Raw genomic sequence first — 21,352 nt, 5'->3', positions numbered from 1 at the left:
CGGCGGGCCGCCAAAGCGGGCGGGATTACGCTGCCAACCGATGTTTGTATACCAACGCCTGGGGCGTTGCAGGCCGGCAGCCCAGGCAGGGCGCTGAACGCGCTAGACTGCCATGCCCCCGAAACCGATCCATCGATGCCCTTGTCCGCCGCCTTTGCCAGTGATGCCCCGCTGCGCCTGCGCCCGCAGCAGGAGCAGATGATTGCGGCCATTGAGGCGGCCTGGGGCCAGGGCCAGCGGGTGGCGATCGAGGCGCCCACGGGCACGGGCAAGACCTATGCCTATCTGATAGCGGCCTTGGCCCGCCAGGAGCGCTTCGTGGTCAGCACGGCAACCCGGGCGCTGCAGGACCAGCTGGTGGAGCGCGACATTCCGGCGCTGCTGGCGCACCAGGGCCAGCAGCGCAAGGTCGCGGTGCTCAAGGGGCGGGAGAACTATGTCTGCCTGCATGGCCTGGAGCAGGCGCGCAGCAAGCTGCAAGGCCAGCATGCCGGCGCGCTGGCCCAGGTGGAGCGCTGGGCGCAAAGTACCCAGGGCGGTGACCTGTCCGAGCTGGACGACATCAGCCACCTTCCCCGCCTGGTGCCGCATATCACGGCCAGCCATGACGAATGCCTGGGCCAGCGTTGCGGCCACTTCGAGCGCTGTTTCTCCAACCAGGCCCGCGCCCGCGCCGCGCAGGCCGACATCCTGGTGATCAACCACCATCTGTTTTTCAGCGAACTGCGCCACCGCCAGATGCTGGGGGTGGGCCATGGCTTTGTGCCGCTGGCGCAGACCATGGTGATGGACGAGGCCCACCAGCTGCAGGCCATTGGCCTGAAAGTGCTGGCCAAGGGCCTGAATGTGGGGGATATGCGCGACTACCTCCAGACGGTGGAGCGCGAAACCCGCGTGCACGCGCGCGGCTTTGCGCCGTGGCAAGCGCTGCAGCAGCAGGTGCAGCAGGCCATGGCGCAGTGGATGGATGCCGAGCAGCAGGCGCTGGGGCCGGCAGAGGCGCCCGCGGATGCGGCGGCCCGCGCCACCAGCCGCCAGGCGCTCATCCATTTGCACAACGCGCTGTCGGCCCTGGTCGCTGCGTTGCAAGGCGTGGCCGGCAGTGCGGCCGTGGTAGCCCAGCTGGCCGGCCAGGGTGATGGGATGCTGCAGGCCTTGCGCCAGTGGGCCCAGGGGGCCGCCAAGGATCTGGTGCGCTGGTGGGATTCGCCCGCTGTGGTACGCGACGGCCCTGCCGGCGACCTGCAGGCCTACGGACGCTATGCCTGGCGCCAGGGCTTCCGGGAATCGCCGCTGTGGCTGTGGCAGGCGCTGCAGGCGCTGAGCCCCCAGGTGCAGGCCAGCAGCTGGCTGGGCCAGGGGGTGCAGCGCTGGCTGTTCACCTCGGCCACGTTGGGCGATGACGATGCGCTGACCTGGTTTGCGCAGGGCCTGGGCTTGCGCAGTGACAGCAGCCAGGCCGGCGATGCGCCTTTGCTCGCGAGCCTGCGTTTGCGCAGCCATTTTGACTGGGCGCAGCAGGCCCGGCTGGTGGTGCCCCAGGGCCTGCCCGGCACGGATGCACCGGCCACCGAGCGCGCGCAGGCGCTGGCGCAATGGCTGCTGCCACACCTCAAGACGCTGGGCGGGCGCTGCATGGTGCTGTGCACATCGACGGCTGCCGTGCAGGCCCTGGCCCAGGCCTTGCGCCAGGGCCTGCAGGGCCAGGCGATCAGCGTGCTGCAGCAGGGCGAGCAGCCCAAGCGCCGCTTGCTGCAGACCATGCGCACGGCCCCCGGCAGCAAGACCGGGCGGGTGCTGGTTGGTACCTTGGGCCTGTGGGAAGGGGTCGATCTGCCCGGCCAGGCGCTGCAGCTGTTGGTGATCGACAAGCTGCCGTTCCCGCCGCGCCATGATGTGCTGCATGCGGCGCGGGTACAGACGCTGCGCGCTGCGGGCCGGGATGCGTTTGAGCGCTATGTGCTGCCCCAGACCGCCATGCAGCTGCGCCAGGGCGTCGGGCGCCTGATCCGCTCTGCCAGCGACGAGGGTGTGGTGGTGATCGCCGACGAGCGCCTGCACAGCCGCAGCTATGGCGCAGCCTTGCTGGCGGCGTTGCCGCCGCTGCCCAGCCTGGACGACGCGGCTTTGCCTGCGTTTTTGCGGGCGTTGGCGGAAAAAGAGGTCCGCCCATAAGAAAACGGCTGCCGCAATTGGTAACTTGCAGCAGCCGCTTGGCTGTCAACGCACACGCGCATCAGGCGCGCTGCATCACCACATCTTCCACCAGGGGCGGTCTTCCTTGCGGAAACCATTGGCCAACAGGCGGGTGTTGGGGTAGCTGGCTTCCAGTACGCGCTTGGTGTCAGCGGCCATGTCGGCCATGTTCAGGCGCTCGTAGGACAGCATCAGGATATAGAGCGCGTCCTCCTGGGCGGGCACTTCCTTGTAGTCGGCGATGGCGCTTTGGGCACGGTTGATCGCGGCCACGTAGGCGCCGCGCTCGTAGTAGTAACGGGCCACATGCACTTCGTACTGGGCCAGCGAGTTCACGATGTAGCGCATGCGCTTTTCAGCATCGGGCGTGTACTTGGACTCGGGGAAGCGCGTGGTCAGCTCACGGAAGGACTCGAACGAATCCTTGGCGGCCTTCTGGTCGCGCTCGGACAGGTCCTGCTTGGACACCCAGGAGAAAAGACCCAGGTTCTCGTTGAAGTTGACCAGGCCCTTCAGATAGAGCGCATAGTCCACCCCTTCGCTGGCGGGGTGGAGCTTGACGAAGCGGTCCAAGGTGGCGATGGCCTGGGCCTTCTCGCCGCTCTTGTACTGGGAATAGGCCTTCTCCAGCTGCGCTTGCTGCGCCATCGCGGTGCCGGCAGCGCGGCCTTCCAGCTTTTCATACAACGGAATGGCCTTGTCGAACGAGCCCGAAGAGGCCTCGTCGCGGGCTTCGGAATAAATCTTGTTCGGGCTCCAGCCGGCGGTGGGATCCACATCGGTCGATGAACAGCCTGCCAGCAAAGCGGCAAGTGCTACGGAAGCGATAGCGGGAACCTTCGATTTGGGGTACGCAAACAGCATTTTTGGCTTGAAATCCATGGACGGAAAGCTGAAGAACTGCGAGCAGCCGCAAGGGCTGCCGCGCAGCGGGGCAGCCCGTGCCGCGCCCTCTGATCTGGGCCATTGTAATCGGCGCGGGGCCTGCGCACACCATGCCGGACTTGCAGCCAGTAGGGCTGTGTAACATTCGGCCGCCGATATGCCATGGTTTGCACAGACGGTGCTGCGGCTTTCCTACAATGCAGGGATATGTTCGTACACCTTCGCATCCATTCCGAGTTTTCCATCATCGACAGCACCAATCGCGTAGGCGATCTGATCAAGTTTGCTGCGGGTGATAGCCAGCCGGCGATGGCGCTGACCGACCTGAACAGCCTGTTCGGCGCCATCAAGTTTTACAAAGCGGGCCGGGGTGCAGGTGTCAAACCCCTTCTGGGCGCCGAGCTGACCCTGGAGCCCGAGGTGGCAGGCGGGCCGCTGTCGCGCATCATCGTGCTGATCCAGAGCCAGCAGGGCTACCTGAACCTGTCGGAACTGCTGGCGCGGATCTGGATGGCCGATACCATCAAAGCGCAGCCGCAGTGCACCTGGGCCTGGCTGGAAGAGCTGTCGGACGGCCTGATCCTGCTGTCGGGCGCCCAGGCCGGCCCCGTCGGCCAGGCGCTGATGCGCGGGGACGAAAAGACGGCGCGCAGCGTGGCACTGCGCCTGGCGGGCCTGTTCCCGCACCGTTTCTACATCGAGCTGCAGCGCGCCGGCCGCGCTGACGATGAAAGCCATGTAGCCGCCGCCGTGGCGCTGGCAGCGCACCTCAAGCTGCCGGTGGTGGCCACGCACCCGGTGCAGTTCACCAAGCCTGCCGATTTTGAATCGCACGAGGCCCGTGTCTGTATCGCCGAGGGCGAGACCCTGGGCAACAAGAAGCGCGTCAAGCGCTTTACCCGCGACCAGTACCTGAAGTCTGCTGCCGAGATGGAGGCCCTGTTCGCCGACCTGCCCAGCGCCATCGCCAACACGGCCGAGATCGCCCGCCGCTGCAGCGTCACCCTGCAGCTGGGCAAGTACTTTTTGCCCGATTTCCCCACGCCCAATGGCATGCCGATCGACGCGTATTTCCGCCAGGCCTCATTCGAGGGGCTGGAGGACCGCCTGCAACTGCTGTTCCCGAACGAGGCCAAGCGCGAGGCCGAGCGGCCCAAGTATGTCGAGCGGCTGGAGTTCGAGCTGGGCATCATCTTGAAGATGGGTTTCCCCGGCTACTTCCTGATCGTGGCGGACTTCATCAACTGGGCCAAGAACAATGGCTGCCCGGTGGGACCAGGCCGGGGATCGGGGGCCGGTTCGCTGGTGGCCTATGTGCTGAAGATCACCGATCTGGACCCGATTCACTACAACCTGCTGTTCGAGCGCTTCCTGAACCCAGAGCGCGTCTCGATGCCCGACTTTGACGTGGACTTCTGCCAGGCCAACCGCGACCGGGTGATCGACTATGTGAAGGACCTGTACGGCCGCAATGCAGTGAGCCAGATTGCGACCTTCGGCACGATGGCCGCGCGCGCGGCGATCCGCGACGTGGGCCGGGCGCTGGACATGAGCTATGGCTTTTGCGATGGCATCTCCAAGCTGATCCCGAACAAGCCGGGCCTGCATGTGACCTTGAAGTACCCGCCCAATCCTCCGAAGGACGGCGACAAGTACACCTATGCGATCAAGGAAGAGCCGATCCTGGCCGAGCGCATCGAGAAGGAAGAGGACGTCAAGACCCTGATCGAGATGGCCCAGAAGCTCGAAGGCATGACCCGCAACATCGGCATGCACGCCGGTGGTGTGGTGATCGCCCCGGGCAAGCTGACCGATTTTTGCCCGCTCTACCAGCAGCCGGGCAGCACCTCGGCGGTGGCCATGTATGACAAGGACGACGTCGAGGCCGTGGGCCTGGTCAAGTTCGACTTCCTGGGCCTGGCGACGTTGACGATTCTGGAGATCGCGCGCGAGTTCATCATCAAGCGCCACAAGGGGCAGGAAAACTTCAAGTTCGAAGAGATCCCGCTCGACGACGCCCGCACCTACCAGCTATTCTCGGCCGGCAAGACCGAAGCGGTGTTCCAGTTTGAATCGCGCGGCATGCAGCAGATGCTGAAGGAGGCCAAGCCCAGCCGCCTGGAAGACCTGATCGCGCTGAATGCGCTCTACCGCCCGGGCCCGATGGACCTGATCCCCAGCTTTGTGGCGCGCAAGCACGGCAAGGAAGTGGTGGAGTATCCGCATCCGCTGGTCGAGAAGGTGCTGTCCGAGACCTACGGCATCATGGTCTACCAGGAGCAGGTGATGCAGACGGCCCAGGTGCTGGGCGGCTACAGCCTGGGCGGCGCCGACTTGCTGCGCCGCGCGATGGGCAAGAAAAAGGTCGAGGAGATGGTGCAGCACCGCGCGACCTTCCGCGAAGGGGCCTCCAAGATCGGCATCGACGAGGCCAAGGCCGACGAAGTGTTCGACCTGATGGAGAAGTTTGCGGGCTACGGCTTCAACAAGTCGCACGCCGCTGCCTACTCGCTGCTGGCCTACCACACCGGTTGGCTCAAGGTGCACTACACGGCAGAGTTCTACTGCGGCAATATGACCGTGGAAATGGACAACACCGACAAGCTCAAGGTGCTGTACGAAGACGCGCTGAAGATGGGCATGACCTTCGAGATGCCCGACGTGAACCGCGGCCACCACCGCTTCGAGCCGGTGACCGACAAGGTGATCCGCTATGGCCTGGGCGCCATCAAGGGCACCGGCCAGGCCGCCATCGAGGCCATTGTGGCGGCGCGCGAAGGCAAGGGCACGGGCCCCCAGGGCGATACCAAGGGGCCGTTCAAGAGCCTGTTCGACTTCTGCCTGCGCGTGGACCGCAGCAAGCTCAACAAGCGCACGGTCGAAGCGCTGATCAAGGGCGGCGCCTTTGACAGCATCCAGCTCAACCGCCGCGCGCTGATCGAATCGGTCGATGTGGCCTTCGAATTTGCCGCCACCACCCATGCCAATGCCAACCAGGGCGGCCTGTTTGACATGATGGGGGATGACGCCGTGGGATCGAGCACGCAGGAGCCGCCACTGGCCGATGTGCTGCCCTGGGGCATCAAGGAGCGGCTGGTGCAGGAGAAGACCGCCATCGGCTTTTACCTGTCGGGCCATTTGTTTGACGAGGTCGAGCTGGAGGTGCGCCAGTTCGTGCGCACGCCGATCTCCCAGCTCAAGGACAGCCGCGAGCCCCAGACGGTGGCGGGCATCATCAGCGACATGCGCGTCATCAACGGCCAGCGCGGCAAGCTGGTGCTGTTCAAGATCGACGACAAAACCGGTGTCATCGAAGGATCGCTGGACGAGGCCACCTGGAACCGCCACAAGGAGCAGCTCAAGGACGATGAATTCGTCATTCTGAGCGCCCGCATCGGCCAGGACCATTTCAGCGGCGGGCTGCGCGCCAAGGCCCAGCATGTCTGGGGTCTGGCCGATGCGCGCGCCCGTTTTGGCCGCTACCTGCTGGTCAACACCGACCGCCATCAGCCCGATGTTGCGCGGCTGATTCAGGAGTTTCCCGCAGTCGAGGAGCACACCGACGAGGGCGTGCTGCGCCACGGCCTCAAGATCCGCCTGGGCGTGGTCTGTGGCCAGGGCGAGGCAAGGGCGGGTGTGGAGCTCAATCTGGGCGATGCCGCGCGCTTTTTCCCCAGTGACCAGGCGATGGCTGCCTGGTCCCAGGAAGCAGGCCACGAAGCCATCAAAATCGTTTACGAAAGCACTGTCTAGGAAGATTTTGCCGGGGCTGACAATACGGCTGCGCCAGTGGTTGCTGGCGCAGCCGTATTGAAGTTTATAAAAGCATCACCATCTTTGTGCATGTGGAAATTTAGCCTTATAGAATGATCTCAATGGCCACGAAACCTGTTGTTCCTCCCTCGCCGAATCTGCCTGCAACGCCCCAGCCACCGGGGGACGGTGGGGGTGCGCTGGTTGTGGAGCGCATCGCGCAGCGTGTGGAGCCACCGAAGATGTACCAGGTGGTCATGCTCAATGATGATTTCACGCCGATGGAGTTTGTGATTGAGGTGCTGCAGCATTTTTTTGGCAAAAGCCGCGAGGCGGCCACGCAGATCATGCTGAAGATCCACCTGGATGGGAAAGGCGTCTGCGGGGTGTACTCGCATGAAATCGCTGAAACCAAGGTGGCACAGGTGATGGATGCCGCCAACGGAGCAGGCCATCCGCTGCAAGCCGTATCGGAGCCTGTTGAATAACGGAATATGGTCCTCATCTAGAAGCAAGTTGAGTGTATTTGGCAAGCAATAAAGGAGTTTCAAATGATTGCTCAGGAACTGGAAGTCAGCTTGCACATGGCTTTTGTAGAAGCCAGGCAGCAGCGCCACGAATTCATCACCGTGGAGCACTTGCTACTGGCCTTGCTGGATAACCCAAGTGCTTCCGAGGTGTTGCGCGCATGCTCTGCCAATATTGACGACCTGCGCGCGTCGTTGACCAATTTCATCAAGGACAATGCCCCGCAGGTGGCTGGCGAAGACGAGGTGGACACCCAGCCCACCCTCGGTTTCCAGCGCGTGATCCAGCGCGCCATCATGCATGTGCAGAGCACCGGCAACGGCAAGAAGGAAGTGACCGGCGCCAATGTGCTGGTGGCCATTTTTGGCGAAAAGGACTCGCATGCCGTGTACTACCTGCACCAGCAGGGTGTCACGCGCCTCGACGTGGTCAACTACATCGCCCATGGCATCAAGAAGAACGACACGCCCGAGCTGCCCAAGTCCGAGTCCAGCTCGGATGCGGAAGAGGTCGGCAGCAACAACGCCGAGCGCGCTGAAAAGGCCTCGCCGCTGGAGCAGTTCACCGTCAACCTGAACCAGCAGGCCAAGGACGGCAAGATCGATCCGCTGATCGGCCGCCAGTACGAGGTCGAGCGCACGATCCAGATTCTGTGCCGCCGCCGCAAGAACAACCCGCTGCTGGTGGGTGAGGCGGGTGTGGGCAAGACGGCGATTGCCGAGGGCCTGGCATGGCGCATCACGCAAGAAGATGTGCCCGAGGTGCTGGCCGAGGCCACCGTCTACTCGCTGGACATGGGCGCGCTGCTGGCGGGCACCAAGTACCGTGGTGATTTTGAGCAGCGCCTCAAGGGCGTGCTCAAGGCACTGAAGGACAAGCCGCATGCGATCCTGTTCATCGACGAGATCCACACCTTGATCGGTGCCGGAGCTGCCTCGGGCGGTACGCTGGATGCGTCGAACCTGCTCAAGCCAGCGCTGTCGAGCGGCCAGCTCAAGTGCATTGGTGCGACCACGTTCACCGAGTACCGTGGCATCTTCGAAAAAGATGCAGCGCTGTCGCGCCGCTTCCAGAAGGTCGATGTGGTCGAGCCTACCGTGCCCGAAACCATCGATATCCTGAAGGGCCTGAAGTCGCGCTTTGAAGAGCACCACAACGTCAAGTACGCGGTGGCCGCTTTGCAGGCAGCTGCTGAGCTGTCGGCCAAGTTCATCAATGACCGCCATCTGCCCGACAAGGCGATTGACGTGATCGATGAGGCCGGTGCCGCGCAGCGCATTCTGGCGCCTTCGAAGCGCAAGAAAACCATCGGCAAGACCGAGATCGAAGAGATCGTCGCCAAGATTGCCCGCATTCCGCCGGCCAACGTCAGCAATGACGACCGCGGCAAGCTGCAGACCCTGGAGCGCGACCTCAAGAGCGTGGTGTTTGGCCAGGACAAGGCACTCGAAGTGCTGGCGTCGGCGGTCAAGATGTCCCGCTCCGGTCTGGGTAAGGTGGACAAGCCGATTGGCTCTTTCCTGTTCTCCGGCCCGACCGGCGTGGGCAAGACCGAAGCGGCCAAGCAGCTGGCCTATATCCTGGGCATCGACTTGATCCGCTTTGACATGTCCGAGTACATGGAGCGCCATGCGGTGTCGCGCCTGATTGGTGCGCCTCCCGGCTATGTCGGTTTTGACCAGGGTGGTTTGCTCACCGAGGCGGTGACGAAGAAGCCCCATGCGGTGCTGCTGCTCGACGAAATCGAGAAGGCGCATCCGGATATCTTCAATGTGCTGCTGCAGGTCATGGACCACGGCACCTTGACCGATAACAACGGACGCAAGGCGGACTTCCGCAACGTGATCATCATCATGACCACGAATGCGGGCGCCGAGACGATGAACAAGGCCGTCATCGGCTTTACCAACCCGCGCGCGGCGGGCGACGAGATGGGCGACATCAAGCGCCTGTTCACGCCCGAGTTCCGCAACCGGCTGGATGCCATCGTCAGCTTCAAGCCGCTGGACGAGCAGGTCATCCTGCGCGTGGTCGACAAGTTCCTGCTCCAGCTGGAGCAGCAACTGGCCGAGAAGAAGGTCGAGGTCACATTCAGCGACAAGCTGCGCAAGCACCTGGCCAAGACCGGTTTCGATCCGCTGATGGGTGCACGTCCGATGCAGCGCCTGATCCAGGACACGATCCGCCGATCGCTGGCCGACGAGCTGCTGTTTGGACGCCTGACCGAAGGCGGACGCCTGAGCGTCGATTGGGACGACAGCAGTGCCGACAAGCCCGAGGTGCTGCTGGACATCCAGCCGCTGCCCAAGAAGGAGCGTGCCAAGCAGGAGCCTGCCGAGCCAGAGGAAGAGCTCGCTGCCGATTGAGGCCCGCACCACCCAGAGAACGAGAACAGCCGCTTGCGGCTGTTTTTTATTGCGTCTGTTCGTCACGGGGGCAGGCTACACTGAGCGGTCCCATCAACAGGAGCGCGGTGCTGTGGCGTCGTTATCTCAGTATCTGACCAAAGAAAACATTGTCGCGTTGCTGTCCGTGATCTGGCCGATCTATCTCGGCGTGGTGGGTATCTGGATTCTGATGCAGCGCCGCGCGCCCGTGGCTACCTTGGGCTGGCTGCTGTCCATGGGCTCGCTGCCGGTGGTGGGGCTGATCGTTTACTACTTCATCGGTCCGCAGCGCATGAAGCGCCAGCGCATCAAACGCCTGCGCGCCCGCAACAAGAACCATGTGCGCGAGACCACGCGCCGCATCCGCGATGGCCAGCCCGAGGCGCCGACCAAGTTGCGCGAGATGGTCAAGCTGGTCGAAGCCACCTGCGGTTTCCCGATCACGTCGGCCGAGAGCGTGGAGCTGCTCAGCGGCGGCGCAGCCACGTTTGACCGCATTCTGGAGGATGTCGCCCAGGCCCGCCACCATGTGCACCTCGAATACTATATTTTCGAGCCTGACCAGACCGGCACACGCCTGCGCGATGCGCTGGTCGAGCGCGCCAAGGCGGGGGTCAAGGTGCGCATGCTGGTCGATGCGCTGGGCTCCAAGCGGGTCAACCGCAAGTTCGTCGCGCCGTTGCTGGCCGCTGGCGGCGAGTTTGCGGTCTTCCACCCCACACGGATCGGCAGGCGCCTGCGGCCGGTGATCAACTTCCGCAGCCATCGCAAGATCCTGGTGGTCGATGGCCAGATCGGCTTTACCGGTGGCGTCAACATCACCGACGAAGAGGACCGCCGCGTCAATACCCATGCCTACCATGATGTGCACCTGCGCATGGCCGGCCCCATCGTCACCTGGCTGCAGACGACGTTTTTGGAGGACTGGGCCTATGCGCTGGAAAAGTCTGCCCAGGACATGCCGGCCAACCTGGACTTGCTGCTGCCCGACATGCCCGATGGCAGTCATGCGATGCAGCTGGTCAGTTCAGGCCCGGACAACCCCACCGAGCCCATCCACCGCGCCCATGTGGCCGCCATCCAGTCGGCGACCGTGCGGGTCTGGTTGACCACGCCATACTTCGTGCCAACCGAGCCCGCGATGTATGCGCTGACCAGCGCCGCACTGCGCGGCGTCGATGTGCGGCTGCTGGTGCCGGAGAAATCCGATTCGATCTTTGTGACCGCTGCGGCCCGCTCCTACTACGAGGAGCTGATCAGCGCCGGCGCCAAGGTCTACGAATACAGCGCCCGGATGCTGCACTCCAAGACCCTGGTGGTTGATGACGACCTGACCATCATCGGTACCGCCAATTTCGACAACCGCAGCTTTCGCCTGAACTACGAGGTCTGCGCGATTGGCTACGGGCCGGAGCTCAATGCCCGGCTGCAGGACCAGTTCAACACCGATCTGATGCGTTCCAAGCAGGTGGCCACGCGCCGCAAGCAGCGCTTTTTGCTGCGGCTGGGCGATTCGATTGCGCGCCTGTTCTCACCGCTCTTGTAGTTGCGCGCCCAGGTTGCTCGGCGCTGGCTACCAGAGCAGGCATACTAGCGGGCATGCAGAATTCCCCGTCCGCCTCTGCCAGCTTTTTCTGGCATGACTATGAAACCTTTGGCGCCGTGCCGCGCCGTGACCGCCCCGCGCAGTTTGCCGGCATCCGCACGGACATGGATCTCAACGAGATTGGCGAGCCGGTCATGCTGTACTGCCAGCCTGCGCTCGACTACCTGCCCAGCCCCCAAGCCAGCCTGATCACCGGGTTGACGCCCCAGCACTGCCTGGAGCAGGGCGTGCCCGAGTACGCATTTGCAGCGGTGGTGGAGGGCGAGCTGGGCCGTCCCGGCACCATCGGTGTGGGCTACAACACCATCCGCTTTGATGACGAGGTGACGCGCTACCTGCTGTGGCGCAACCTGCGCGACCCCTATGCCCGCGAATGGCAGAACGGCTGCGGCCGTTGGGATCTGCTCGATGTCGTGCGCATGGTCCATGCGCTGCGCCCCGAAGGCATCCAGTGGCCCAGGAAGGACGATGGCTCGGTCAGCTTCAAGCTCGAAGACCTGGCCCGCGCCAACGGCATCCTGCATGAATCGGCGCATGATGCGCTCAGCGACGTGCGCGCCACCATTGGCCTGGCCCGGCTTATCAAGCGCCTGCAGCCGCGCCTGTTCGATTTTGCGCTGGGCCTGCACAAGAAGGACCGCGTCATGCAGGAGCTGGCCCTGCCGGCCACCGCTGCACAGGCCCGGCCCTTTCTGCATGTATCGGGCATGTACGGGGTCGAGCGTGGCTGCATTGCGGTGGCCTGGCCGCTGGCCCAGCATCCGACCAACAAGAACGAGATCATCGCCTGGGACCTGTCGCAGGACCCGAGCCACCTCGCAGAGCTGTCGGTCGACGAGATGCGCCTGCGCATGTTCAGCGCAGCGGCCGATCTGCCCGAAGGCATGACGCGCCTGCCGATCAAGACCGTGCATCTGAACAAGTCGCCGATGGTCGTCAGCAGCCTGCGCACCTTGAGCCCCGAGCAGGCACAGCGCTGGCAGATCGACATGGACCAGGCCCTGCGCCATGCCGCGATTGCGCGCGATCTGCCCGATATGAGTGCCACCTGGGCCGCCGTGTTCGAGCGCCCGCCGCTGCAGGACGTGGATGTGGACCAGGATCTGTACGGCCGCTTCATCGGCCAGGCCGACCGCCGCCGCCTGACCCAGCTGACCGCCATGCACCCGCAGGAGCTGGCCGTTGCCAAGCCTGGGTTTGATGATGCGCGCCTGCAGGAGTTGCTGTTCCGCTACCGCGCGCGCAATTTCCCCGATTCGCTGAACCCCGAAGAGCAGCAGCGCTGGCTGGAGCTGCGCATCGCCTTCTTGCAGGAAGGGCGGGGCGGCGCGCGCACGGCCGAGCAGATGTTTGCCGAGATCGACCAGCTGCAGGAAACCGCTGATGAGCGCGCCGAAGAGATTCTGGGCACCCTCTATGACTGGGCCGACGCGATCATGCCGGATGCCTGACGGCAGCTACATCCCTCAGCAGCATGCGCCTGCAGCCCGGGCAGGCGGCTGCTGCAGGCATCAGCCAAAGAACTGGTAGCAGACCACAATCGCGGCCACCACGCCCGAGAACTCGGCCAGCAGCGCGCAGGGCACCGCATGGCGGGCGCGCTGTATGCCGACGGCGCCAAAGTACACCGCCAGCACATAGAAGGTGGTCTCGGTGCTGCCCTGGATGATGGCGGCTGCCAGCGCAGGGAAGCTGTCCACGCCATGGCTTTGCATGGTCTCGATCAGCATCGCGCGCGCAGCGCTGCCGGAGAAGGGTTTGACCAGCGCGGTAGGCAGCGCATCGACAAAGCGCGAATCCATGCCGCTCAGGTCTACCAGCCAGCGGATGCCGTCGAGCGCATAGCCCAGCGCGCCCGAGGCGCGGAACAGACCGACGGCGCAGAGCATGGCCACCAGATAGGGCAGCAGCCCTTTGGCCACGTCGAAGCCTTCCTTGGCGCCTTCGATAAAGCTCTCATACACAGCGACCTTGCGCAGCGCCCCCACCACCACAAACAGCACCACCAGGCCAAACAGGGTCAGGTTGCCCAGCAGCGATGAAACCTGCGCCATCGCGGTCGACGTCAGTGTGGCCAAAAAAGCCATGAAGCCAGCCAGCACCAGGCCTACCGGCAGCAGATAGGCCAGCACCACCGGGTGCCACAGCGGCAGACGCTGCACGATGGCCACTGAGATCAGGCCGACCAGGGTAGAGACCGAGGTGGCCAGCAGGATCGGCAGAAAGACCAGGGTCGGGTCGGGCGCGCCTTGCTGCATGCGGTACATGAAGATGGTCACCGGCAGCAAGGTCAGCGACGAGGCATTGAGCACCAGAAACAGAATCTGTGCATTGCTGGCCGAGGTGGGCGAGGGGTTGATGTCCTGCAGCGCACGCATGGCCTTGAGCCCGATGGGGGTGGCAGCGTTGTCCAGCCCCAGCGCATTGGCGGCAAAGTTCAGGGTCATCAGGCCCAGCGCAGGGTGGCCGCGCGGCACCTCGGGCATCAGCCGGGCAAACAGGGGGGCCAGCCAGCGGGCCAGCATATCGACCAGGCCGGCTTTTTCGGCAATCTTCAAAAAGCCCAGCCACAGCGTGAGCGTGCCAAACAGCAGCACCATCACCTCGACCGAGAGCTTGGCCATGGCAAACAGCGCCTGCACCATGTCGCCAAAAATCTGGGCATGGCCGCCCACCAGCCACTGCGCGAATGCGGCAAAGGCCGCCACCACAAAAAAACCCAGCCACAAACCATTGAGCATGGGACACCCTTCGTCATCCGGCGCGCCACAGCACCGGGGTGGTGCGCCATGCCGCTGATTGTGCGCGATGCCGCAGCCCGCCCGGGCCGGCCGGCGCCGAAACTGCGCCCGGTGCCGTAAAAGCCCCTCTGGGCGGCCCGCATGTATGCGGGAAAACCACAGGGTAGCCCGCGCAGCCGGGCGCGCATTTGTCAGCGGTATGCAAGACAAAGGGAAATAATGGCTCCACGACAAAAGATGGAGACAGACTTCGATGAGCCGTTTTGCCGACTTCTACGACCGCTCGATCAATGACCGCGATGCCTTCTGGGCCGAGCAGGCGCAGCGCATCGACTGGCAGGTGCCGCCCCAGCAGATCTGTGACTACAGCAACCCGCCGTTTGCGCGCTGGTTTGCCGGTGGCTTGACCAACCTCTGCCACAACGCCATCGACCGCCATGTGGCAGAGCGCGGCGACCAGGCCGCGCTGATTGCGGTATCGACGGAGACCAACACCGAGCGCAGCTACAGCTATGCCGAGCTGCACCGCGAGGTGCAGCGCATGGCCGCCGCATTGCAGGCCCTGGGCGTCAAGAAAGGCGACCGCGTGCAGATCTATATGCCGATGATTGCCGAGGCCGCCATCGCGATGCTGGCCAGCGTGCGCATCGGTGCCATCCATTCGGTGGTGTTTGGCGGCTTTGCCTCGGGCTCACTGGCCACGCGCATTGATGACGCCCAGCCCAGCGTCATCATCAGCGCCGATGCAGGATCGCGCGCCGGCAAGGTCGTGCCCTACAAACCCTTGCTGGACGAGGCCATTGCGCTGGCCAGCCACCAGCCCCAGGCTGTGCTGATGGTGGACCGGGGCCTGGCCCCCATGCAGCTGGTGGCGGGCCGGGACCACCTTTGGGCCGATTTGCGTGCCCGGCACCTCGATGCGCAGGTGCCCTGCGAATGGGTGGAGTCCACGCACCCCAGCTACACGCTCTACACCAGCGGCACCACCGGCAAGCCCAAGGGCGTGCAGCGCGACACCGGCGGCTACACGGTGGCGCTGGCCGCCAGCCTGCCGGCGATCTTCGATGCCAAGCCCGGCCAGACCTTTTTCTGCACCAGCGATATCGGCTGGGTGGTGGGCCACAGCTACATCATCTATGCGCCGCTGATCGGCGGCATGGCCACGCTCATGTATGAAGGCGTGCCGGTGCGGCCGGACCCGGGCATCTGGTGGAGCCTGGTCGAGAAATACAAGGTCACGCACATGTTCTCGGCGCCCACCGCCATCCGGGTGCTCAAAAAGCAGGATCCGGAGTACCTGCGCAAGTACGACCTGAGCAGCCTGCAGGCGCTGTGGCTGGCCGGTGAGCCGCTGGACGAGCCCACCGCCAGCTGGATCAGCGGTGCCATCCAGCGTCCCATCATCGACAACTACTGGCAGACCGAGACCGGCTGGCCCATCCTCACGCTGTGCAATGGCGTCGAGCCCCAGCCATCGCGCTTTGGCAGTCCGGGCAAGGCGGTGTTTGGCTACCACGTCAAGCTGATCGACGGCGACACCGGCGCCGAGCTGCAGGAGCCGATGCAAAAGGGTGTGATCGCCATCGAAGGCCCCTTGCCCCCTGGCTGCCTGATGACCATCTGGCGCGACGACCAGCGCTTCGTCAACACCTACTGGAAGAGCATCCCCGGCCGCCTGGTCTACAGCACCTTTGACTGGGGCGTGCGCGACAAGGACGGCTATTACTTCATCCTCGGCCGCACCGATGACGTGATCAACGTTGCCGGCCACCGCCTGGGCACGCGCGAGATCGAGGAAAGCATCTCCGGCCACCCGGACATTGCCGAGGTCGCCGTGGTCGGAGTGGCCGATGCGCTCAAAGGCCAGGTCGCGCTGGCCTTTGCCGTTGCGCGCAGCAATGCGGTGGCCGGTGACCTTGCCGCCTGCAATGCGCTGGAAAAATCCGTCTGCAACCATGTCGACACGCAGCTGGGTGCCGTGGCCAGGCCGGCGCGGGTGTACTTTGTGGCCAGCCTGCCCAAGACCCGCAGTGGCAAGCTGCTGCGCCGCGCGCTGCAGGCCGTGGCCGAGAAACGGGACACCGGCGATCTGTCGACGATGGAAGACCCGGCGGCACTGCAGCAGGTGGTGGCGGCCATGACAGCGGCGCAGCGCTGAAGCCACCCGGGCCTGCGTGGAGGCCACCAGGCGCGCTGCGCAGAGGCACCGGAGCCTCGGCCCAGCGGCTTATCACGTGTTGCCGTAACTGCGATCACCCCCATCGGTAGCCGGGGAGGGGTGCGAATCCTTCACAGCCGGATCATGGAAACGCCGATCCCCGGGGAGGCGTTTGCCTTACAACGGCGGCCAAGACCCATCGATACAGTGAAATTTTCCAAATCGACAGGAGTCTCGCCATGGCCCAAGAAAATCCGCGTGAAAAATTGTGGGAACTGATCAAGGACATTCGCTTTGCGATGATTACCCACCGCCATGAGGATGGCAGCCTGCATGCCTGCCCTATGACGACAGCCAACCGTGAAGGCATGAATGAGGACAAGCATCTGTATTTCCTGCTCGGCAAGGATTCGGATCTGTCGCGCTGTCTGCAGCATTCCAGCGATATCAATATCTCTTACGCAGACCCCGATAAAGACAGCTATGTGTCGATTTCGGCCAAAGCGTCAGTGAGCGATGATCTGGCGATCAAGGAGAAGTTCTACGGCCCGATGGCCAAGGCCTGGTTTCCGGATGGCCCCAACGATCCCAACCTGCAAATTCTGATTGCCCGCGTTGACTTTGCCGAATACTGGGATGTCAAGGAAAACAAGCTGGTGCAGCTGTTCAAGATGGCCAAGTCGGCAGTCACCGGAGAGCGGCCCGAAGGCATGGGCGAGCACCGCGAGATCCGGCTGTAAATCTCCGGCCCTCACCCTCCGACTGCCAGCCCTGTGCCATGTCCCATGGCGCAGGGCTTGTCACATTAGGCTGCGCTCGCGTGCTGCATGCCATAAGACCGTTCCACCTTCGCCACCCGCACCTGGTAATGCGCATACCAGCGCTCGGCACCGATGCGCTGGGCAATCAGGTGGTCGCTGTGGGCCTTCCAGCGGCGGATGTCTTCTTCACTTTGCCAGTACGACACGGTGATGCCCAGGCCGTCACCGCCACGCGTGCTTTCGGCGCCCAAAAAGCCAGGCTGCTGCGCGGCCAGCGCCACCATGGCATCGGCCATCTCGGCATAGGGCTGGTGCTCGGTGTCGCTACGCTGCGAGGTGAAGATCACGGCGTAGTACGGCGGCTGGGGGGTGTTGGCAAAGGCGGCACTGTGCATGGCGGTAGCTCTGGGTGGGCGCGAAGCATAAAAAAGCCAGCGCGGAGGCTGGCTTGGCGGATTCAGGGACTGGGCGTCAAAGCGCGGTATTCCTGCATAGGGACTGGGCTCAGCGGATCAGGTCCTTGAGCTTGCCCGGCTGGCCGTTGGCCTCGTCGGCGCCTTCGAGCGGTGCCTTGCGCTTGGTGATGCTCTTCCAGCCGTCGGCCAAGGCCAGTTCGGCATTGAGCTTGATGAAGGCCAACTGGTCCGCAGGCACATCCTCTTCGGCATAGATGGCGTTGGCAGGGCACTCGGGGATGCAGACGGCGCAGTCGATGCATTCGTCCGGATCGATGGTCAGGAAGTTCGGGCCTTCGCGGAAGCAGTCAACAGGGCAGACGTCCACACAATCGGTGTATTTGCACTTGATGCAGTTTTCGGTGACGACGTGGGTCATGGAATGGTTTTCGCCAGTGATTCAGACAAACAAACAGCGGAGGATTTTACGGTTTTTGTGCACAAGCACCTAACCCGCCTCCGAATAACGTGGTTTTTAGCTGCGGGACTGCTTGCTTTATTCCACCAATACCGCGGCAGCCGTGCTGTTGGAAGCCGTGTCCACCAGGATCAGCGAGCCCAATTCACGCGAGCGCACAAACGCGGCCGCCGGAATTGCTTCCTGCAAGCTGATCTCGACGCGGCCAATGGCATTGGGTTCGAGCTGCTCGGCATCCTGGCGCTCCAGCGAGTGGATGTCCAGGCGGTTGAGCACCTTGCGCACCTTGGCCTTGATCCAGCGGCGGCCATGCAGCGCCCAGTACACGCGGCCGGGCAGCAGAGGCTCGTTATCCATCCACGCGATGGTGGCGGTGATCTCGCGCGTTGCGGGCCAGGCGGGCCGTTCGCTGGGGGTGTCAAAGTCATCGTCGGCAGCGCTGGTCACCGCAGGCGCGGGGGCTGCAATGATCCAGTCACCGCGCGAGACATCCACCTCGCGGTCGAGCACAATGCCGGCGCTCTGGCCGGCGCCGCGCGCTACGGGCTGGCGGACATGGTCCAGCACCTGGGCGACGGTAGCGCGCTGGCCGCTGGGCAGGATCTGCACGGCGGTGCCCACTGCCACATCGCCTGTGCCAACACGGCCCCAGAAAATGCGGCGGCCCTGGTGGGTGTCGGCCGACGCAGAGAACTTCTCGACCCATTGCACGGAAAACGCCAGAGGCTGGCCGGCGTCGGCGGGCGTGGTCGGCAGCTTCTCCAGCAGCTCTAGCAGGCTCGGGCCCTGGTAGCCGGCCCAGTCGGGATGCGAGGTCACCACGTTCCAGCCCTTCAAGGCCGAGACCGGGATGGTGGCAGCGACGGTGATGCCCGCTGCCTGGGCAAAGGCGGCCAGCGCATTGCGGATATTGGCAAAGGCCCGTGCCGGGTCGGTGACGGCGTCGAGCTTGTTGATCGCAAACACCAGCGAGTGCACGCGCAGCAGATGGGCCAGCAGGCTGTGGCGGCGGGTTTGGGGCAGCAGCGCGAGCTGCGGGTTCTGCCAGTCCAGCTTGGTCGCGTCCACCAGCACGACGGCGGCGTCGGCGCTCGATGCGGCGGTCACCATATTGCGGGTGTACTGCTCATGGCCGGGTGCATCGCCAATGATGAACTTGCGCGTCTCGGTGGCGAAGTAGCGGTAGGCCACGTCGATGGTGATGCCTTGCTCGCGCTCGGCAGACAAGCCATCGGTGAGCAGGGCCAGGTCGGTCTCGCCACTGCGCTGCACGCCGGCAAGCTGGTCCTGCAGCACCGATTTGCTGTCCACCAGCAGGCGGCCGATCAACGTGGACTTGCCATCATCGACCGATCCGCAGGTGATGAAGCGCAGCGCCGATGCGGTGCGCTGGTTGTCGTGGGCGGGGGTGCGCACGGCGCTCAGGGTATCGGTAGTCATCAGAAGTATCCGTCTTTCTTGCGCTTTTCCATCGAGGCGTCGCTGGTCTTGTCGTCCATGCGGGTGGCGCCACGCTCGCTCACATCGGCGGCCAGGGTTTCCAGCACGATGTCATCGGCCGAGGCGGCGTCGCTGCTCACCGGGCAGGTGCAGGTGATGTCGCCCACGGTACGGAAGCGCACGGTGCGGTTTTCAATGGTTTCGCCTTCGCGGGCGGGGGTCAGCGGCGTCACGGGCACGAGCAGGCCCTTGCGCTCCACCACATCGCGCTGGTGGGCGTAGTAGAGGCTCGGCAGCGCGATGTTCTCGCGCGCAATGTACTGCCAGACATCGAGCTCGGTCCAGTTGCTGATCGGGAACACACGGAAATGCTCGCCGGGGGCCAGGCGGGTGTTGAACAGGGTCCAGAGCTCGGGGCGCTGGGCCTTGGGCTGCCACTGGCCAAAGCTGTCGCGGTGGCTGAAGATGCGCTCCTTGGCGCGGGCCTTTTCCTCGTCGCGGCGCGCGCCGCCAATCAGTGCGTCAAAGCGGAACTCCTCGATCGCCTCGAGCAAGGTCACCGACTGGTGCACATTGCGCGATTCGCCGGGGTGGGCCAGGCGCACGGTGCCGCGCGCCATCGAATCTTCGACGCTGCGCACGATCAGATCGGCGCCCAGTTCCTTGGCGCGCAGATCGCGGAAATCGGTCACCTCGGGGAAATTGTGGCCGGTGTCGATCATCAGCAACGGGTAGGGGATGCGGCCAGCGCCAAAGGCTTTTTCGGCGCATTTGAGCATCACCAGCGAATCCTTGCCGCCGGAAAACAGCAGTGCAGGGCGCTCGAAGGCGGCCGCCACTTCGCGCAGGATAAAGATGGTTTCTTCTTCCAGCGCATCGAGGTGCTGGTTGCTCAGGTGGTTGAGCACATCGGTTTCGACACGGGCGTTCATATCTGAGGGACTTTCTTGTCGGGCGGGCTGCATATGGTCAGTGGGCAATGTGCAGGCCGCATTCGCGGTTGTCTTCGCCCTTGGTGGGATCCACATAGTCGAAGTTGTTGGGCAGACCGTGTTTTTCGCAGTATTCGTAGAGGTCCTTGGACGACCAGTGCAGCAATGGTGCCACCTTGATGAGGCCATCGGGGTTGAGGCTCACGGCCTCCATCTGCGCACGCACGGCGGTGTCGGTCGCGCGCAGTGCGGTGAACCAGACCTGGGGCCGGGTCTCGCGCAGCGCGCGGGCAAAGGGCTCGAGCTTGACCTCTTCCGTAAAGGCGGCGTGGCGCGGGTCATCAAGCGCGGGCGTCGCGCCTTCAACGGCTTCGCGGTGCGCACGCGAGCGGCGTGGCAGGTAGATCTGCAGGTTCAGCTGGAGCTGGCGCGTCACCTCGTCGGCAAAGCGGTAGGTGGCCTCGGTGTTGTAGCCGTTGTCCATCCAGACCACCGGCACATCGGGCTGCACTTGCGTGACCAGGTGCAGGATTACCGCTTCAAACGGGCGGAAATTGGTGGTCACGATGCTGGTCTGGCCCAGCGACAGCGCCCAGCGCACCAGGCCGGCGGCGTCGTTGCCCAGCTCGGCATTCACACGGGCCAGCTCTTGGGGAGTGAGGGTGGTCTTGCTCATGCGGCGGCCTGGTCAAAATGGGGCTTGGCTTCGACGTCGCCTTGGTAAAAACCGGCAAAACGCTCAAACTGGCGCGCGGCATCGGCCACGTCCACGCCTGCTTTCAGCACCGCACTGCTGAAACCGGTGCGGTGCATCTGCACCAGCTGGTCGATCAGCACATCGCCATGGGCGCGGATGTCGCCCTTGAAGCCCCGGCGGCGGCGCAGCAGGTAGGCCTGGCTGAACGCGCGGCCATCGGTGAAGGCGGGAAAGTCGAGGTCGATGCGCTCCACGCCATCGAGCGAGACTTGCAGTGCATCGGCATCATTGGCCAGCCGCAGCACGCTGCGGTCGCCTTCGGCAGCGGGCTGGTGGTCACCGGCAGCCAGGATCTGGAAATCGTTGGGAATGCTCATCGTTGTTCTTCTCAATGC

16 protein-coding genes are annotated in these 21,352 nt (G+C 64.1%); 8 read left to right on the top strand and 8 right to left on the bottom strand.

All coding sequences use genetic code 11. The features are described 5' to 3' along the window. Positions 1–135: 135 nt before the first annotated feature. A complete protein-coding gene (locus ACCQ08_RS15495) occupies positions 136–2,175 on the top strand; it encodes an ATP-dependent DNA helicase (protein WP_373450294.1) in 2,040 nt (679 codons plus the stop codon). 75 nt (positions 2,176–2,250) lie between these two features. Here ACCQ08_RS15495 and ACCQ08_RS15490 read toward each other — a convergent pair whose 3' ends face one another. Next, the gene (locus ACCQ08_RS15490) at positions 2,251–3,060 is read right to left on the bottom strand and encodes an outer membrane protein assembly factor BamD (RefSeq protein ID WP_239812684.1); all 810 of its coding nucleotides are present in this window, start codon (positions 3,058–3,060) and stop codon (positions 2,251–2,253) included. A gap of 228 nt (positions 3,061–3,288) precedes the next feature. Here ACCQ08_RS15490 and dnaE point away from each other — a divergent pair, with 228 nt between their 5' ends. The 5 genes from dnaE (at position 3,289) to sbcB (ending at position 12,806) form a co-directional block, all read left to right on the top strand. Beyond that, positions 3,289–6,834, top strand: a complete 3,546-nt coding sequence (gene dnaE, locus ACCQ08_RS15485; RefSeq protein ID WP_239811857.1) for a DNA polymerase III subunit alpha — start codon at positions 3,289–3,291, stop codon at positions 6,832–6,834. 113 nt (positions 6,835–6,947) lie between these two features. Beyond that, a complete protein-coding gene (clpS, locus tag ACCQ08_RS15480) occupies positions 6,948–7,322 on the top strand; it encodes an ATP-dependent Clp protease adapter ClpS (protein WP_373450293.1) in 375 nt (124 codons plus the stop codon). 63 nt (positions 7,323–7,385) lie between these two features. After that, positions 7,386–9,728: an ATP-dependent Clp protease ATP-binding subunit ClpA gene (clpA, locus tag ACCQ08_RS15475; RefSeq protein WP_312409004.1), complete on the top strand. Its 2,343-nt coding sequence runs from the start codon at positions 7,386–7,388 to the stop codon at positions 9,726–9,728. A 112-nt stretch (positions 9,729–9,840) separates the two neighbouring features. Beyond that, positions 9,841–11,295, top strand: coding sequence for a cardiolipin synthase (gene cls, locus ACCQ08_RS15470; protein WP_230776930.1), 1,455 nt, complete (start codon positions 9,841–9,843; stop codon positions 11,293–11,295). Positions 11,296–11,348: 53 nt separating this feature from the next. Then, positions 11,349–12,806: an exodeoxyribonuclease I gene (sbcB, locus tag ACCQ08_RS15465; protein ID WP_373450292.1), complete on the top strand. Its 1,458-nt coding sequence runs from the start codon at positions 11,349–11,351 to the stop codon at positions 12,804–12,806. 60 nt (positions 12,807–12,866) lie between these two features. On the opposite strand, the gene ACCQ08_RS15460 is transcribed toward sbcB, so the two are convergent. After that, the gene (locus ACCQ08_RS15460; RefSeq protein WP_239811861.1) at positions 12,867–14,096 is read right to left on the bottom strand and encodes a nucleoside recognition domain-containing protein; all 1,230 of its coding nucleotides are present in this window, start codon (positions 14,094–14,096) and stop codon (positions 12,867–12,869) included. A gap of 253 nt (positions 14,097–14,349) precedes the next feature. On the opposite strand from ACCQ08_RS15460, the gene ACCQ08_RS15455 reads away from it, so the two are divergent. Both ACCQ08_RS15455 and ACCQ08_RS15450 read left to right on the top strand, forming a co-directional pair. Beyond that, positions 14,350–16,254 (top strand): propionate--CoA ligase, encoded by a 1,905-nt coding sequence (locus ACCQ08_RS15455; protein WP_373450291.1) that lies wholly within the window; start codon positions 14,350–14,352, stop codon positions 16,252–16,254. Positions 16,255–16,493: 239 nt separating this feature from the next. Further along, the gene (locus tag ACCQ08_RS15450; RefSeq protein WP_239811863.1) at positions 16,494–16,994 is read left to right on the top strand and encodes a pyridoxamine 5'-phosphate oxidase family protein; all 501 of its coding nucleotides are present in this window, start codon (positions 16,494–16,496) and stop codon (positions 16,992–16,994) included. Positions 16,995–17,059: 65 nt separating this feature from the next. On the opposite strand, the gene ACCQ08_RS15445 is transcribed toward ACCQ08_RS15450, so the two are convergent. The 6 genes from ACCQ08_RS15445 to ACCQ08_RS15420 form a co-directional block, all read right to left on the bottom strand. Next, positions 17,060–17,410: an antibiotic biosynthesis monooxygenase gene (locus ACCQ08_RS15445; protein WP_312528351.1), complete on the bottom strand. Its 351-nt coding sequence runs from the start codon at positions 17,408–17,410 to the stop codon at positions 17,060–17,062. A gap of 109 nt (positions 17,411–17,519) precedes the next feature. Then, a complete protein-coding gene (gene fdxA, locus ACCQ08_RS15440) occupies positions 17,520–17,849 on the bottom strand; it encodes a ferredoxin FdxA (protein ID WP_230776950.1) in 330 nt (109 codons plus the stop codon). A 117-nt stretch (positions 17,850–17,966) separates the two neighbouring features. Next, entirely contained in the window at positions 17,967–19,328 is a 1,362-nt protein-coding gene (locus ACCQ08_RS15435; protein ID WP_312461731.1) for a GTP-binding protein, read from the bottom strand. After that, a complete protein-coding gene (gene cysD / locus ACCQ08_RS15430; protein ID WP_239811866.1) occupies positions 19,328–20,260 on the bottom strand; it encodes a sulfate adenylyltransferase subunit CysD in 933 nt (310 codons plus the stop codon). Before cysD ends, ACCQ08_RS15435 begins: the two co-directional genes overlap by 1 nt. 37 nt (positions 20,261–20,297) lie before the next feature. Then, entirely contained in the window at positions 20,298–20,936 is a 639-nt protein-coding gene (locus ACCQ08_RS15425; RefSeq protein ID WP_230776969.1) for a phosphoadenosine phosphosulfate reductase family protein, read from the bottom strand. Further along, the gene (locus tag ACCQ08_RS15420; protein ID WP_230776971.1) at positions 20,933–21,334 is read right to left on the bottom strand and encodes a DUF934 domain-containing protein; all 402 of its coding nucleotides are present in this window, start codon (positions 21,332–21,334) and stop codon (positions 20,933–20,935) included. The genes ACCQ08_RS15425 and ACCQ08_RS15420 overlap by 4 nt, the downstream gene beginning before the upstream one ends. Between the last annotated feature and the right edge of the window lie 18 nt (positions 21,335–21,352).

The sequence above is a fragment of the Comamonas sp. SY3 genome (assembly GCF_041730275.1).
GTDB classification, from domain to species: Bacteria; Pseudomonadota; Gammaproteobacteria; order Burkholderiales; family Burkholderiaceae_C; genus Comamonas; species Comamonas sediminis.
This window is presented reverse-complemented; position numbering and strand designations above follow the sequence as displayed.